Genomic DNA, 15406 nt, shown 5'->3' with positions numbered 1-15406 from the left:
GCAAGCTTGGTCATGTAATTAGAATTCAATCTATGAGAAAATAAGTCAAATTGCGCGGCTTGAAATAAAGGCAATAAGTGGCAGCTAAAATTAGTACCCAACCGCATTATCCCCTTTCCTAGTATCATGACACTCTCCTAAAATATTCTGTATCGCCGCTATACGACCTAAATAGCTATATTTTTTCTCTTTGGCCAAATCAAACTTTGACTTCAGTAAAGCCGTTATTTCTGGGTGCTCCACCATATAACTTTGGTACTCTTCCATTTCAGATGTGCTAATAAGTAGGCGATATCTATACTTTATAAGTCTGTCATTTAACATAGCCTTAAACTCCTCATCAGGTATTAAGTTATTTCCAGCCTTCGGATTATCTAAATTATAAAAATGTTGTTTAAATTTTTCGGTATGGATATATCTAATTTTTTGTGTGTTTTTCTTACCAAGCTTTAGTAAATATCCATGATTAACAAGTCGATAAAGCTGTCGGTGGATAAAAACTCTTGCTTTAAAATCATTTTTCGTAGAACTATACAAACGAATATAGGTTTCAACTAGTTCAGTAACAGAAAAATTATCAATTCTTTTTTCCACTAAAAGTAAGTACATGGCTTCATTTAAATTTTTCATAATCAACGATGACCGATATTAAAGTTAAAAATCTCAAGCTTAGTATTCCTAAGTATACAACATTAGCATAAACTTAGAGAATCTAAGTATTGATATTGTGAATTAAGATGAATTCTTGGAAATTACGATTAACCCAGTCCCAGGCCGAATTAAACAGGCACGAGTCTCTAAGGGGATCTCTCAAAAAGAACTCGGCATTAGAATTGGGCTTGACCAAAGTTCTGCGAGTAGTCGTATGAACCACTATGAGAAAGGTAGGCATACCCCAGACATTCCAACCCTTAAAAGAATGGCGGATGAATTAGGAGTACCTTTAGCTTATTTTTTTTGTGAATCAGATAAAACAGCCGAGTTGATTTGCCTTATAGAAAACTTATCAGAAACAGATAAAAAGACCTTAATCCATAGACTTAAAGAAAGTAACAATCGTTAACCTAATAAAATCGATATACAATTGTTCTATTAATACCAATAATTTATTTTTGCTTTCCCTAAAGTCAACTAAACATTTAGGAGTTTAGTTGACTTTAGAAAGATTACCACGGCATATAACTGCAAAAAAATTGACTAACCAGCAGCTCTATTTAGCCCAAGGAAGGTGTATATCAGAACCTTTATTTGATGGGCCGTTCTTGCAACACTTTTTGTACTTCAAATTAGAACCGCATGGACATAATGAGTTGGGTGAAGTTTTACTCTGTGCTCTGTAGGGCTTCTGTTTTCTTTCTTCAATAATTTTTTGCATGCGTTCACCGAACTTTGATGCCTCAATTGCTACTTTCTTAGCGAGATCATTAAAATGAACTGTCATATAGTTTCTGCCAATAACACTTCCTTCAGATATAGACTTTTCTAAGTGTTCCTTTGCTTTTGAGTCATCTTTATTTATCAAAGCTCCTTTATGGTACTCTGAACCTAATATAGCTTCACAATCGGCATTACCTAACTCAATACCGCGTGAAAGAAAACTTAACGCTTTATCTATGTTAGAATCAGATGCAATTCCCTCAGAGTAATAATAAAATAAATACTTAAGAGCTAATGGCTCATCTTGACCTCCAGCTTTGTTTAGATAATTTATTGCAAGTTCATATTCACACACTGAATAATAATACGCACCTAAAAAAGCTTGCGCAGGAATATACCCTCGCTCTGCCGCTGCTTTAAGTCTATACACCGCTAATTTGTCATCAACACGATTATCTTTACGTAGAAATAATGACGCAAACCTAAAAAGAGCTTCTACATCGCCTTTATTTTGAATTATTTTCTCTTTATCGTTTAAGTTACAGCCAAGCTTAAACTGCAAGTCAAAATTTGCCGATATTCTACACGCTGAATCATAAAACTGGATTGCATGATTTTCGATGCCTTCGAGTTGTAAACCTATTAATTCTGACACAAAAATAGGTGAGTCTGCATGGATCTCATTATATATTGATTCACATATTACCCCAGCGTTGAGTTTTGTCTTGTAACAATCAGATACTAAAGCACTATAGATAAGGTCTTTATACTCTTGCTGTCCAGCTGGAACTTCTTCTATTTCTTTTGCTATAAAATGACCATTGATGCAAAAGTAAACGTTTTCAAGCACTGATATTAGACACTTCCTAGCTTCTACAGCTTTTTTTGCCAGCATTCGTTTCCTCTCTTTAATAAAGTTACTATCATTAAGGTTTTCATTGGAATAATGTACAGCTTTATTACCAAGTTTCCTTATTTGATGAAGCTGGTTTTTCAGAGGGTTACTAATGATCTGGTCTTCACTAAGATTTTTGATACGCTCTTGTAAGTTTTTGGCATCAGGTTCAAGGTGATTTCTTTTCTCAAGCATTGAAACTAATATTTCAACTATTTCTCTAAATTTTTGAAGAGCATAGTCAGGGTTTGCAGTTATAAACTCTAAAGCTGTGATATAAGACTCTTGGATTTCTTTCGAAAGCTTTAGACTAAGCACTAAATCTGTAATTTTTTCTTGCATATGAACTTATTCTTGATGTGAGTTAATTAAACCATAAAGTTTGAAAGCTCTTATTGAATGATATTCTTCCATTGCAAACATTACTTCAAACAATATCCTTATAGTGATTTATTAATGCTACGTTTTGTAAACACTTCTAGATACCCTAGAGGCTCTATGTACCTCTTTCGAAACTATAAATTTGTTGCTGAAGTATCTAAACAGTAAATCTTGAATTAAGTTAACTTGAAATAAACAGCCCACTTAAATTACATTTGGTCTATATTCTCTTTACGAGAAGCTACAGTAATCATACCAATAGAACTTTCACCCTTTCCTTTACTACTGTCCAAATTAATATGATGTTGATAACTATATATTAGAGAGGCCCTTAAAGCGTATGTGAAAGTCCCTTTTATTTCGTTCATGATTTCATTTACTCTTGCATGTATTAAATCAGCATTACTAGACTTGGATTCAGGAACTAATAAAAAGATATTCACAATAGCGAGCCCTTGTAGATTTAACTTTGTAGACTGCAATATTTCGTGCTGCTCAATTTGCTCTAGCTGACCGCTTGCTTCTTTCAGCTTGTTTCTAATTTTATTAGTAATAGTTGTAATATGGCCAAATAGCTTAACCCTACCAGCTTTTAACTCAATTAATTCAATATGTTCTTTGCCAATCAAAGCTAAATCTAGGCGGCCTTTACTGTTACCTCTATTGACTTGTATTTCTGCTGATGGAATATAACTAATCTTTTTTGCCGAATAAGCCTCAAAAGCTGCATGGTAAAACAATGGTGTAATTGAAATTTCTCTGCCAGATGTTGGTAACAAACAGCATGGAATTTTAGTATTTTCTATGTATGTTTCTTCAATTGTCTCCAGTACATTTTTGATTAGTGGTCTGATGTAACTCAGCTTTGAGTAGTTCGGTGCAGTTATCGTAATTATTCCGCTCATAAGCCTATCCTTCAAATTTGTTCTATCCATATATCACAGTGCTAAATTTAACATTACAGACATAGCCAGGTTTCACAGTGTGAAACCTATAAACCTACCCTATAGGTAAAATAACAATTTAGTGGAGGTCAATATGACTGTTATTTCTTTAGGCATTTTTATAACCATTTTTTCCATTGAGCCTCAAATGATTGAGCTCATTTACGAATACCTACTTTTACATGCAACATACCTTAAAGTATTTGTAGTATTACAAATTCAAGTTAAATGGAAGTTTCTTAGTTGTGAAATAAAAGTGTGCATAAATTAACCTGCACACATAACAAAATCTAGCTATGCGCTTAAATTTTAGTTAAATGTGCATTTTATAAGGGGTATAAATCAGCATCGCTTGAGCTTTTTAATTGGCCAAGACGGTAAAATAAAGCATTTATTTGATAAGTTTAAAACAAAAGACCACCATCAAGTGGTGTTGGATTACTTAAATTCATAACATTTAACGATAACCCCGAATATTAGTTCGGGGTTATTTCATTTTTTACTGGTTAACAATTACAACCCTAAATCAGCCATAAAGTCATCATCAGCATCGTCTACAACGCTAGTTTTAGCAGCATTTTCTTTCTCTGCTTTTTGTTTAGCTTCATTCGCAATGATGTCATCTGGGTCAACGGCTTCACTAATATCAAAGTCATGTAACTTTATGAACTCTGTTTTATCCATCGCAAGCTCTAGATAGAAAATATTTTGCTTCGCAGTGGTAAACGTCACTCTTCGTGCTTGCGGTCGGTCCATCGTGGTATCAACTGAAATTTGAACTTGTTTGTTGATTGCCATCATTTTAGGTTGATTTTGCGTTATAGATGTATGTAATTGCTCACGTACTTTGGAAGTGAAATCACCTACAATTTGGTTCATTAGTTCACCAAGCACGTTTGAAACATCATCTGATAAATGACTATGCGCAATTTCTTCTTCTGGCATACCCATACTACGCATATAGTCATGGTAAATTTCCATCGCTGCTTGCGAGGTGAAATTTGTAATTACCAGGCCTGTAAAACCACCATCAAATAACACAAAGCAGCCTATGTCAGGTCGCATACATGTTCGCGTTATTTTTTGTACCATCGCTGAATAGCTAATACTATTACCACTTGCTGATGACAATACACCAGTCACTGAATGGCATAATGTTGCCAATATATCATCAGTGCTAATTACTTTACTTTTCGCCATTGAACTTCTCTTTTTATACTTGTTACCTAATATTCTAGCCAAGCTACTGAAATTATCACTGACTATCCAGTATAAAATGTTAAAATAGCGCTATTATTTTCAAATGAGACTGTTTGTGTGACTGTAAAAGACAGTATTTATGCCACAGAGCAAGCGGTTAAAGATTTTAGCTTTGACCAAAACGTCGTAGAAGTTTTCCCTGATATGATCCAGCGTTCGGTGCCGGGTTACGCTACTATTGTCAGTACTATGGGCAAACTAGCTGGGGAATATGCGCAAAGTAACTCTAATTTGTATGACCTTGGTTGTTCATTAGGTGCCGTTACCCTGAGCATGCGCCGAAATATTCGTACAGATAACTGCCACATTATCGCTGTAGATAATTCAGAGGCCATGGTTGAGCGTTGCAAGCTTCATCTGCAAGGGTTTCGTTCTGAAGTGCCAGTAACGGTAACGCTTGGTGATATAAATGAGCTACAAATTCAAAACGCATCCGTTGTAGCAATGAATTTTACCTTGCAATTTATTCCCCCTGCACAACGCCATGCAGTGCTTGAAAAAATTTACGCTAATTTAAAACCAGGCGGTGTTCTGTTACTGAGTGAAAAAGTTAAAGGTGAAAATGAGCAATGTGATAATTTGTTGATTGATTTACATCACGATTTTAAACGTCACAATGGCTATTCAGAATTAGAAATAAGCCAAAAACGTACGGCTATTGAAAATGTAATGCGCCCAGATACATTAAGCGAGCATTACTCTCGATTAAAAGAGATTGGCTTTAGCCAAACTCAAGTATGGTACCAATGTTTTAACTTTTGCTCATTAGTTGCAATAAAGTAATTTAGGAAATATGTAATGTCTTCATGGTTTAACCAATTTTATGCTGCAATTGCACAAACACCTCTTAGCCACTGGCTCGAAACGCTTCCAAGTCAATTAAAGCACTGGCAAAATGAAGCCAGCCATGGTGACTTACCCAAATGGCAAAAAGTGTTAAAAAACTTACCAGAAGTTCACACTAAGCACGTAAATATCACTGATAAAGTTGAAATTGGTGCGCCAGGGGAAATGACTGAAGGTGAGCAAAAGCAAACTACACACTTATTGAAACGTATGATGCCGTGGCGTAAAGGCCCATTTAGCGTGCACTCAATAGAGATTGATACCGAGTGGCGCAGCGATTGGAAGTGGGACAGATTGTTACCCCATATTGAACCGCTTAAAGGCCGCACTGTATTAGATATTGGCTGTGGTTCAGGCTATCACTTGTGGAGAATGCGTGGAGAAGGCGCTGAGTTTGTGGTTGGAATAGACCCGTCTGATTTATTTTTGTGTCAATTTCAAGCCATTAAACATTTCAACCCTGATGAAAATGTTCATTTACTACCGCTAGGTGTTGAAGCCCTTCCAGAGTTGAAGGCATTTGACACCGTTTTTTCAATGGGCGTGCTTTATCACCGCCGATCACCAATAGACTTTTTAGCGCAATTAAAAGCACAACTGCGTCCTGGTGGTGAGTTAGTCCTTGAGACACTCGTTATCGAAGGTGATGAAAATACAGTTTTGGTACCAACTGACAGATACGCTAAAATGCGAAATGTATGGTTTATTCCAAGTACGGATGCATTAAAACTATGGATGGAACGCGTTGGTTTTAAAAATGTACAAGTAAAAGACTGTGCAATCACTACACTTGAAGAACAACGTAAATCAGATTGGATGGAAAACGAATCACTGATCGACTTTTTAGACCCTGACGATACCAGCAAAACAATTGAAGGTTACCCTGCACCACTGCGTGCAATTTTAACTGCAAAGGCTTAGACTTCGGCAATTTTTTAATTACTGCACTTTAGCGTCGTGGCAATCACCGACGCTAAAACACTACCCTATAAACCATTTCTTAGTGCCATTCTCTCATTATGCGGACAACTGTCCTTGTCAAGGATGTTAAAGTTATATTTGCGCTAGCCGCGCCTTCGCAATTGTTGTAAAATACGCGCGTTTCTAAGCATACACATGCAAAACCATGCAACTTTTTTGAGGAAATCCTGTGAGCGAACAAAAACAGTCTCTAAGTTATAAAGACGCGGGCGTAGATATCGATGCCGGTAACGCACTTGTTGAGCGTATTAAAGGCGTAGTTAAAAAAACCCGTCGTCCTGAAGTTATGGGCGGAATTGGTGGTTTTGGCGCACTGTGCGAAATTCCTGAAGGTTACAAGCAACCAGTTTTAGTTGCAGGCACCGATGGCGTAGGTACTAAATTACGCTTAGCTATCGATCTTAAAAAGCACGATACTGTTGGCATCGACTTAGTTGCAATGTGTGTGAATGACCTTATCGTTCAAGGTGCAGAACCATTATTTTTCTTAGATTACTACGCAACGGGCAAACTTGATGTTGATACAGCGGCAGATGTTGTAACTGGCATTGGTAAAGGCTGTGAGCTTTCTGGCTGTGCTTTGATTGGTGGTGAAACTGCTGAAATGCCAGGTATGTACGAAGGTGAAGATTACGACATGGCTGGCTTTTGTACTGGCGTTGTTGAAAAAGCAAACATTATTGATGGCACTAAAGTAGCCGCAGGCGACCAGCTAATTGCACTTGCATCAAGTGGCCCTCACTCAAATGGCTTTTCGTTAATTCGTAAAGTACTTGAAGTGTCAAACGCTGATACTAACGCTGAATTTGAAGGTAAAACACTAGGCGAAACATTGCTTGAACCTACACGTATTTACGTTAAACAGTTGCTTGAATTGTTTAAGCAAGTAGATGTGCATGCCCTTTCTCACATCACCGGAGGTGGTTTTTGGGAAAATATCCCACGTGTATTACCTGAATCTGCGAAAGCTGTTGTTAAAGGTGATAGCTGGCAGTGGCCGGGTATCTTTAACTGGTTACAAGAAAACGGTAACATCACGACCCACGAAATGTACCGCACATTTAACTGTGGTGTAGGTATGGTTTTAGTGGTTCCTGCCGACAAACTTGAGCAAAGCTTAAGCATCTTAAAAGAGCTTGGTGAAGATGCATGGCACCTTGGTGAAATTCAAGATGCTAAAGCAGGTGAAGAACAAGTAGAGATCCTAGGCGGCCGTGATTAATGGCCCCTTCTCGTCTAGTAGTCTTAATTTCAGGTAGTGGCTCAAATTTACAAGCCATCATTGATGCCTGTAATAATGGCGAGATAAACGCAAACATAGCGGCTGTCATTAGTAATAAAGCAGACGCTTATGGCCTTGAGCGAGCAAAACAAGCTGGCATTGCAACCGCAGTGCTCAGCCATAAAGATTTTGACTCGCGCGAAGCCTATGATGCTAAATTAATGAACGTTATTGACTCTTTTACACCAAACTTAGTTGTATTAGCTGGTTTTATGCGTATTCTTACTCCTAGCTTAGTGCAAAAATTTAAAGGAAAAATGTTGAACATTCATCCTTCTTTGTTGCCTAAGTATCAGGGTCTGAATACCCACCAAAGAGCAATTGATGCAAAAGATGACGTTCATGGCGTAAGTGTGCACTTTGTTACTGAAGAATTGGACGGTGGCCCCGTTATTCTTCAAGCCAAAGTTCCCGTGTTAGCAGATGATACAGCTGACACATTAGCAAAACGTGTACATGCTCAAGAGCATATAATCTATCCTTTGGTGGTCAAATGGTTCAGTGAACAACGACTTACGATGGAAGCAGATTATGCAGTTCTTGATAAAAAACAACTCCCAGTGCACGGCGCAGACTACCCACAATAAAAAAGCAAGCGCCCTACTACTTTGTGCGGGCGCTTTACTTCCTACCAGCTTACTTGCCAATGAGCTCACTCAATTTGAAGCAAAGTATGACATTTTGCGACAAGGTGAAAACCATGGTGAAGGCATTAGAACATTGAAAAAACTCGTCGATAATAACTATCAAGTGAGTTATCACAGCGATATTGAGTGGATGATTTTTTCTGACTCACGCAAAGAAACCTCTGTATTTAGTCTAAAAGGCACCCAAGTATCGCCTGTCAATTATACAATGGTACGTAAAGGCACAGGGCCTGATAAAAAATACACACTCCAATTCAATAACAACAAAAAGTTAGTAAAGAGCAGCGAAAGTAAATATCCTATTGAATGCGAGTGGACAGATAAATTCCAAGATTCTATCTCATATCAAGTACAAGTTCGTGAAGAGCTCAAAATGGGTAAAACTAATTTTTCATACCCATTGGTAGATAAGAAAGGGAATTGCCGCGATTACAATTTTGAAGTGGTCGGTAAAGAAATGATTTCACTGCCAATCGGCAACATTGAAGCGATTAAAGTGAAACGTCTTTATGACAACGATAAGCGCCAGGCATTGGCCTGGTTTGCACCAGAAATGGACTACATGTTAGTAAGAATGTGGAAAGGCGAAAAAGGGGTAGAGCAATTTGAAGTTCAAATGAAATCTTTCACCGTAACCAGTCCAGCTACATCACCCCAAGAAGCAAAAAGCGAAACGGCACCAGAATAAATTGAGTTCAAAATCGAAGAGCCCAAGTGGATATTCATAATTTGGGCTTTTCACTTTTAATTCTTATTCTCTTTATTAATTTAAAGCGCTAAGTTGGGTTTCGTTTCACTTTACCCAGCCTACATACACTAAATTAGCTCACCCATTTTAAATAACGCGAACTCACCCGGCTCCATTTTTTGCCAGCGCTCATCATTAGTCAAAGGTCTTGTCGCAATCACTGTTACCACATCATTGGGCGTCGTTTCTTTTTGAAAATCTACCACCATATCGGCATCAATCAGCGTTGCTTTGCCAAATGGAGCCCTACGCGTGATCCAATGCAAGTTATTAGTACAATACGCTAATACATATACCCCATCAGTAAGCAGCATATTAAATACGCCCTTTTCACGAAGAGTATGCGAAAGTTTTGCCGCATAACGAAACACCGACGCCATGTTAGACGGGCGTGTGGGGTACTTTTCACGGATTTTGTCGAGTAGCCAACAAAAAGCCAACTCACTGTCTGTATTGCCTACAGGGCGATAATATGTGGGTTTCAAATCATGATAGTTCGATAGTTGACCATTATGAGCATAAGTTATTTCACGCCCCCACAGCTCACGAGTAAATGGGTGTGTATTTTCAAGACATACTCGGCCACGGTTACCTTGGCGGATATGGCTGATGACTGAAACACTTTTGATCGGGTAAGCTTTTACTAATTTCGCTATTTCTGACTGGCAACTGGGTTCTGGATCTTTAAATGTACGACACCCTTTTCCTTCATAAAACGTTATCCCCCAGCCATCTTTGTGCGGCCCCGTATTACCACCTCGCTCAAGAAGACCTGAAAAGCTAAAACAAATATCTGTCGGCACATTCGCCGACATGCCAAGCAACTCACACATAAAATATATAAACCTTTAAAAATAAGTGGTTATAAAATTAACTGAAATTAAAAACCGATTAAGGTCACAGTTTTGGTCACTGTTTGGTTTTTCTAAGGGAAAAATTCAATTATTTTTAACTCAATACTGACATTGTTAAACAACATTTCGACAAAGGCAATCTGTTATACCGTTTTCAATGAACAAAATACCAAATTCAATATACGTTTTTAATTTCAGTTTTGTTTTTAATTAAACTATTGTTTTATATTGCTTTTGTTACCTTCATTAAAATGCTCTTTGATCTTTGAAACCTCACGTAAACTAGGTAAGTTGTTGTTTAATGGTTTTATTATTTTTAATTTCTTATTAATTACAGGCTGTTAAACTGAAAAATAGTGAAATTAACTTCGATCTTTTCAGATCTTTGATCTGGTAAGAGCCTTATATATGGCGCTGGCTGGCGGTTTAAATGAAGCATTTAAAAACTGAAAAAAAATAACGATAAAGAGCGCGCAGGAGGGTGAGGAAGAGTGCGGATTCCGTGAGAAAGTTTTTGTATGGCGCTATTTTCCGTGGCTGAAAGTGTTGTGGCCAACATAGACGCTAATAACTTTACTGCAGCGAGTGGCGGGCACTAAAAAGCCCAGCGGGTTGCTGGGCTTGTTTGGGTGGCTTTGGTGCTATTTGGTTATTGGGTCTAGCCTGCTTTTTTGCCCGTCGGCTTCTGATGCTTTGCCGCTGAAGTCTCCGGCTTGTTCTGGTGGTGCTGTTTTGGCAGGGCCTGCGGTAACGCCCGGGTGTGTATGAGTTGCACAAACATTTGCTAGTGCGCTGACTGTTGCCATTAATTCTGATAATAATTTGAGTACGTTCTCGCCGTCGCTGCCTATCCATGTTTTTGGGCTTTTATGCTCTTGCTCTGCACTTGCTGTTACTTTTTGGGTTTCACATTCTAGCTGTGCCAGCTCTGTTGCTATTACTTTGCGGGTTTTGCATTCAAGCTGTGCTAGGTCGCCAATGATGTCATTGAGTGACTTATCTGTTTTGTTTTCAAAGTTGCCTTGATCATCAATGTACTGATAAACACCCTCGCGTACTTGTGTACGGGTTTCACCTTCTTTGATGGCGGGAAGGTCCCAGCCAAATGGTAGTACTGTTCTGATAAATGGCTTATCAGCTCTGCCATAGGCAAAGCCAATTTCAACTATGCTATCAATAGCCGGCGGTTCTAATCGGCCTGCTTTATTACCCGCACCTGGTAACGGGAGCGGCACGGCTTGAAGTGGTTTTGATTTGGTATCTGTGCCGTTTTCGTCAATGAGTTGCACGTCGACTGCATAGCGCGGGTAAAATGGGTCGCTGCCGCGTTCGCCGTCTTCGGTGGGTAGCTCTGGCAATGCAACTACTCTGCCCCAGCGTGGTAAATGTAATTGGCCTGTTAGTTCGGGGAATAGCTTGCGTATGATTCTATGAATTGCTTTTTCCATGATCACCAACTTATTTGCATGTTAGTGCCTTTGAACTCAACGGCGGTTATGCGTTCATCATTAGCGGTTACGTTTGGGCGCACCATTGGGGCGGCTGGCATTGTGGCGGTTTTGCCTGCTTGATGATCAGTCATTAGACCGATAGCGATTTTTACTGGTTTATCTGCCCAAAATGAGTCGGCATAACTGCCCACGTAAACTTTACCGTTGCCTTGTTGATACCACACAAAATCATCAATCTTAAACGCGCGGCCGATGTTGTTTAGCATGGCATAGCCTGAGCAATCAGAGTAAAAGCATGGTATTGCAGTATCGGCATAGCCAGCGCTTGGTATTACAAACTCAATACCTGTTTGAGATGTGATTTCGTCAAGCACTTGGCGCATAGTTGGGTGGCGCAGCATTACACTTAAATTATACGCGAGTGATGCGGACCACTCGCGGCAAAATAGCGTGTACCAGCCATTAACCGACGGCATTGCACGTTCAACATAGCCACTAAAAACACGGTCAACCACATCGCCCCAGCCAAGATCAACTTTAACCTGTGCAAGCATATCTGCTTTTTGATTAACGGTGATTTGGCATGTACCAGGCGTTGATGATTGCAGTACAACCCAATGGTCTTTCATATCAACTTTTTCATCGTTGATATAAGCGCGGGCAATAAAACGAGCGTTTGGGGTTGTCATTATGCGGTTCTCAACTTTGCAAAGTTATCGGTTAGATGCTGGTTAATATTCGCATATTGAACACCACTATCACCGCCTTGCACATTGGCCGATACATCGGGTGAACGTTCTTCAACCTTTTGCGGCACTGAACGGTATTCAGCAAGCGTAAAACTAACCGCCCATTGCCGCGTGATTTCTTGCTCGACCGCTTCAATTTTGCTACTAAAGCGCACTTGTTTAACACCCAGCGCCGTGGCCGTTTGGTTGCTAATGCGATAAATAACCCGGGCACCGCTTTCGGTTGCTTCAGCCATAGTAAACAAATCAGCTAATAGCTCGCCTTGTTTGAATGGCAATAAACCAGACACCGTCAGCATTTTAGCCTTAGTGCCTGTTTCTGCGGTGTCAGTGTTTGAGGTTTGCCCGCTGGCATCTTCACTGGCAAGCTCTTGGCTTGCCGTAATGCGCAATGATTTAAGAGCGATTGATGTAGAATTAAGGTTAAGCATAATATTCCTTAACACGTAAAATTAAGTATTCAATATGCCAACACTAACAACTTGCCATTTTTTTGACTCAGACGAATAGAGAATTGTTAAGCCTGAATACGATGCGGGTAATGATCCTACAGATACCGAACCACCTGGTATTTTAAAATTTTCAGAATCTACAAGCTCTGTGTTATATGCAGTTCCAATAATATGCAGTATAGCCCCGTCACCAGGAGGAGTTCCGGGATACACTCCTTGGACGCTGCCTATTTTACACCCATAGTGGTTCTGTGCGGCCCCATAGATTTCAATAGTACTATTCTTTCCTGTCAAGCTCAGTGCAATGTTTTGACCGTTTGATGATATAACCTGTTTATTCCTTCCGTAGTCTTCGCCAACTAAATCACCATTAGCGTTTACCATAATAGTGTTCGGTTCTTTTACTAACCTTGCACCATCTCGTAAGATCAATGGTTCCATAACTTCAGACTTCGCCGCAGGAGTAATAAACGATTTTGATCCTAATAGCCTACACAACCCCCCGAATAAAGTTATTCCTCTTGACCAATTACTAGAAGATAACTTTAAATCCGCCCCACGCCCTGTAATACTTCCGGAAATTTCACAAAATGAACCTGAAAATGTAGAATTATCTAACTTTAAAGCTCCTTTTATTTTTACTTTATTAGTTTCACTACCAGCACATTGAAGCTGCCCCCCGGTCGCAATCGTCGATACACCGTTTATTTCAGCACCATAAGCTAGTTGTAAAAACCCCGTTACAGTGATTTTACTTACTTTTGTTAAACTACCAGCTAAAGATGCCCCTGATGTGGGGTAGACTACAACATCTTGAACACTACATTTAACTACTTCAGAATCAATTAATTCAGCCCAGCCGCCAGCTTCGCAAACCAACCCCAACTTGGAAATTCCCTCGCCACTTAGTTTGACATTTCGGCAATGTACATATGCTGATCGATGTGAAGTTATCAAAGTCTCTGCACCACTCTCATCGGGCTTTATTGAAAGATCTTGAATAGCGATCTCAGTCCCTGAGCAGTAGACACCAAAAGGGTAACCCCTATTTTTTGATGGCTCGATAATAGTACTCTCTACTCCCGCTCCTTTTATTACTATCATCCCAACCAAATCATCTCCTGATTGCGCTGCTCTTCTCGAGATATATCTACCTTGTGGGTATATGACAGCTGGTCTTGGCATTTCACCTGGCATTCTTGAAGATTCTTTATATACACCTTCTGCGAGATTTATTGTCTGTTGATATCCGACGATGTCGGGTAATGAATCAAGCGCAAACTGTGGTGTTTTAGCTGGCCTTTCTATTGATATGCCATGTGAAAATGCATCAATTCCGTTAACTGGGTCTACGTACCAATCAACATTTTTTGACGCTTTCATAGCTATATTTATCTTACTCTTTTGTGCTGTTAATACTTTAATTTTTTCAATGGAAGCTAACATATACATGATGCCATTTATAAATATATTTCCTTTTATTAAATCTATACTGTCTAATGTTCCATCTGATTTTGTACAGTTATCAAGATTAAAAACTTTAATCTTGCCTTCATGATATAGCCTTACAGCTTCGGTTCCTTCAGGCACAAAATTACCTGCTTTTATATAACTACCAACTCCTGGATACACCCTTGATTCATTCCATTCATCAGTAACACTATTTCCTATTTCTTTGACGAATTCTTTATCCGCATTTTCACTATCTGGCCGTAAATCTTCAATTGTATCGAATGCCGTTATTTCAGCTAATTTATTAACGTAATGTTTGATGCCAGCTGCATCGGTGTAATCATCTATTTCAGTATCACTCACAGTAAACATTAATGAAGGTGACCACATACTGTTTGCATCGCCTTCAAACCAGGCATCTACATAAACAAATTGAGGGTAACTTTCTACGTTAAAAATATGCTCGTTCTCAAGCTCTACACGTAGGCCGCTCACGTAACCCACACCTGGTAATATTTTAAATGTGTTTACCGTTTCTCTTGGCTCTACTTTAAAACCGTCATCAATAAACCAGTCTTTGCCATTCATATCTTTTGCAAGCTGCTGGGTTAACTTATCCATACCTTGCAAGCGGGCGGTAAAGTCTAGTTGCCATGTCTCGGGTGCTACATCAATACCAGTTAGGTCGGCAATGCCTGAGTACTCAATACCAAAGTTACGGTTTAGGGTATTACCTGCAACACCTGCGGCAGTAGCGGTTTTTGGCGTTGTTGGTACATGGTTAATTGCAACTAAGGTATCGTTAATTGATGAATACAAACCAACCCAGTTAAATTCAAATGGGCCTGTTATGCTGTCGAGCACTGTAGAGTAAACAACTACGTTGTCGTTTATGCGGCCAACCTGTTGCACAATTTGTTGATGCACTACGTGATCGGTTGGTAAGCCTTCTTCACGGTTGATTGGGTCGGTTGGGTCTTGCTCTGGCACGTTTGCAAAAATAAACGTGTCTATGTCTAGTTGCTCATTAGCTTGTGCTTTAGCAGCAAAAAGTTTTTCACCTGCAATTGTAATTATTGAAGCCATG

At 39.2% G+C, this 15406-nt stretch carries 15 protein-coding genes and 1 pseudogene; 7 read left to right on the top strand and 9 right to left on the bottom strand.

Features of this window, described 5'->3' with window-relative positions:
• Window positions 1-90: 90 nt before the first annotated feature.
• Window positions 91-630, bottom strand: coding sequence for a hypothetical protein (locus ATS75_RS12155; RefSeq protein ID WP_058560689.1), 540 nt, complete (start codon window positions 628-630; stop codon window positions 91-93).
• Between the two features lie 121 nt (window positions 631-751).
• On the opposite strand from ATS75_RS12155, the gene ATS75_RS12150 reads away from it, so the two are divergent.
• The gene (locus ATS75_RS12150) at window positions 752-1063 is read left to right on the top strand and encodes a helix-turn-helix domain-containing protein (protein WP_058560762.1); all 312 of its coding nucleotides are present in this window, start codon (window positions 752-754) and stop codon (window positions 1061-1063) included.
• A gap of 147 nt (window positions 1064-1210) precedes the next feature.
• Here the strand turns inward: ATS75_RS12150 and ATS75_RS12145 are convergent, their stop codons facing one another.
• Together ATS75_RS12145 and ATS75_RS12140 are read right to left on the bottom strand one after the other, a co-directional pair.
• Window positions 1211-2614: a DUF4145 domain-containing protein gene (locus ATS75_RS12145; RefSeq protein ID WP_058560688.1), complete on the bottom strand. Its 1404-nt coding sequence runs from the start codon at window positions 2612-2614 to the stop codon at window positions 1211-1213.
• Window positions 2615-2862: 248 nt separating this feature from the next.
• The gene (locus ATS75_RS12140; protein WP_058560687.1) at window positions 2863-3558 is read right to left on the bottom strand and encodes a hypothetical protein; all 696 of its coding nucleotides are present in this window, start codon (window positions 3556-3558) and stop codon (window positions 2863-2865) included.
• 385 nt (window positions 3559-3943) lie between these two features.
• Between ATS75_RS12140 and ATS75_RS20835 the strand changes: the two are divergent.
• Window positions 3944-4051, top strand: a pseudogene (locus ATS75_RS20835) (thioredoxin-dependent thiol peroxidase); the annotation flags it as partial.
• 59 nt (window positions 4052-4110) lie between these two features.
• Here the strand turns inward: ATS75_RS20835 and ATS75_RS12135 are convergent.
• On the bottom strand, window positions 4111-4797 hold the full coding sequence (locus ATS75_RS12135) for a DUF3334 family protein (RefSeq protein ID WP_058560686.1): 687 nt from the start codon (window positions 4795-4797) through the stop codon (window positions 4111-4113).
• Between the two features lie 117 nt (window positions 4798-4914).
• On the opposite strand from ATS75_RS12135, the gene cmoA reads away from it, so the two are divergent.
• The 5 genes from cmoA (at window position 4915) to ATS75_RS12110 (ending at window position 9301) form a co-directional block, all read left to right on the top strand.
• Entirely contained in the window at window positions 4915-5640 is a 726-nt protein-coding gene (gene cmoA / locus ATS75_RS12130) for a carboxy-S-adenosyl-L-methionine synthase CmoA (protein WP_058560685.1), read from the top strand.
• A 15-nt stretch (window positions 5641-5655) separates the two neighbouring features.
• On the top strand, window positions 5656-6624 hold the full coding sequence (cmoB, locus tag ATS75_RS12125) for a tRNA 5-methoxyuridine(34)/uridine 5-oxyacetic acid(34) synthase CmoB (RefSeq protein ID WP_058560684.1): 969 nt from the start codon (window positions 5656-5658) through the stop codon (window positions 6622-6624).
• A gap of 229 nt (window positions 6625-6853) precedes the next feature.
• Window positions 6854-7906, top strand: coding sequence for a phosphoribosylformylglycinamidine cyclo-ligase (gene purM / locus ATS75_RS12120; protein WP_058560683.1), 1053 nt, complete (start codon window positions 6854-6856; stop codon window positions 7904-7906).
• Entirely contained in the window at window positions 7906-8553 is a 648-nt protein-coding gene (purN, locus tag ATS75_RS12115) for a phosphoribosylglycinamide formyltransferase (RefSeq protein ID WP_058560682.1), read from the top strand. Before purM ends, purN begins: the two co-directional genes overlap by 1 nt.
• The gene (locus ATS75_RS12110; RefSeq protein ID WP_082665472.1) at window positions 8498-9301 is read left to right on the top strand and encodes a DUF3108 domain-containing protein; all 804 of its coding nucleotides are present in this window, start codon (window positions 8498-8500) and stop codon (window positions 9299-9301) included. Before purN ends, ATS75_RS12110 begins: the two co-directional genes overlap by 56 nt.
• A 128-nt stretch (window positions 9302-9429) precedes the next feature.
• Here ATS75_RS12110 and ATS75_RS12105 read toward each other — a convergent pair whose 3' ends face one another.
• From ATS75_RS12105 to ATS75_RS12085, 5 genes are all read right to left on the bottom strand, one after another.
• Entirely contained in the window at window positions 9430-10194 is a 765-nt protein-coding gene (locus ATS75_RS12105; RefSeq protein WP_058560681.1) for a class II glutamine amidotransferase, read from the bottom strand.
• Between the two features lie 662 nt (window positions 10195-10856).
• Window positions 10857-11663, bottom strand: coding sequence for a hypothetical protein (locus ATS75_RS12100; RefSeq protein WP_058560680.1), 807 nt, complete (start codon window positions 11661-11663; stop codon window positions 10857-10859).
• Between the two features lie 2 nt (window positions 11664-11665).
• Window positions 11666-12355, bottom strand: coding sequence for a hypothetical protein (locus ATS75_RS12095; RefSeq protein WP_058560679.1), 690 nt, complete (start codon window positions 12353-12355; stop codon window positions 11666-11668).
• A complete protein-coding gene (locus ATS75_RS12090; protein WP_201020964.1) occupies window positions 12355-12846 on the bottom strand; it encodes an adenine glycosylase in 492 nt (163 codons plus the stop codon). The genes ATS75_RS12095 and ATS75_RS12090 overlap by 1 nt, the downstream gene beginning before the upstream one ends.
• A gap of 21 nt (window positions 12847-12867) precedes the next feature.
• Complete coding sequence (locus tag ATS75_RS12085; protein WP_058560678.1) at window positions 12868-15405, bottom strand: phage tail protein; 2538 nt, start codon at window positions 15403-15405, stop codon at window positions 12868-12870.
• Window position 15406 lies beyond the last annotated feature (1 nt).

The sequence above is a fragment of the Pseudoalteromonas sp. H105 genome (assembly GCF_001469215.1).
Lineage (GTDB): Bacteria > Pseudomonadota > Gammaproteobacteria > Enterobacterales > Alteromonadaceae > Pseudoalteromonas.
Note: the sequence above shows the minus strand (reverse complement) of the source record. Positions and strands in the feature narration are given on the sequence as shown.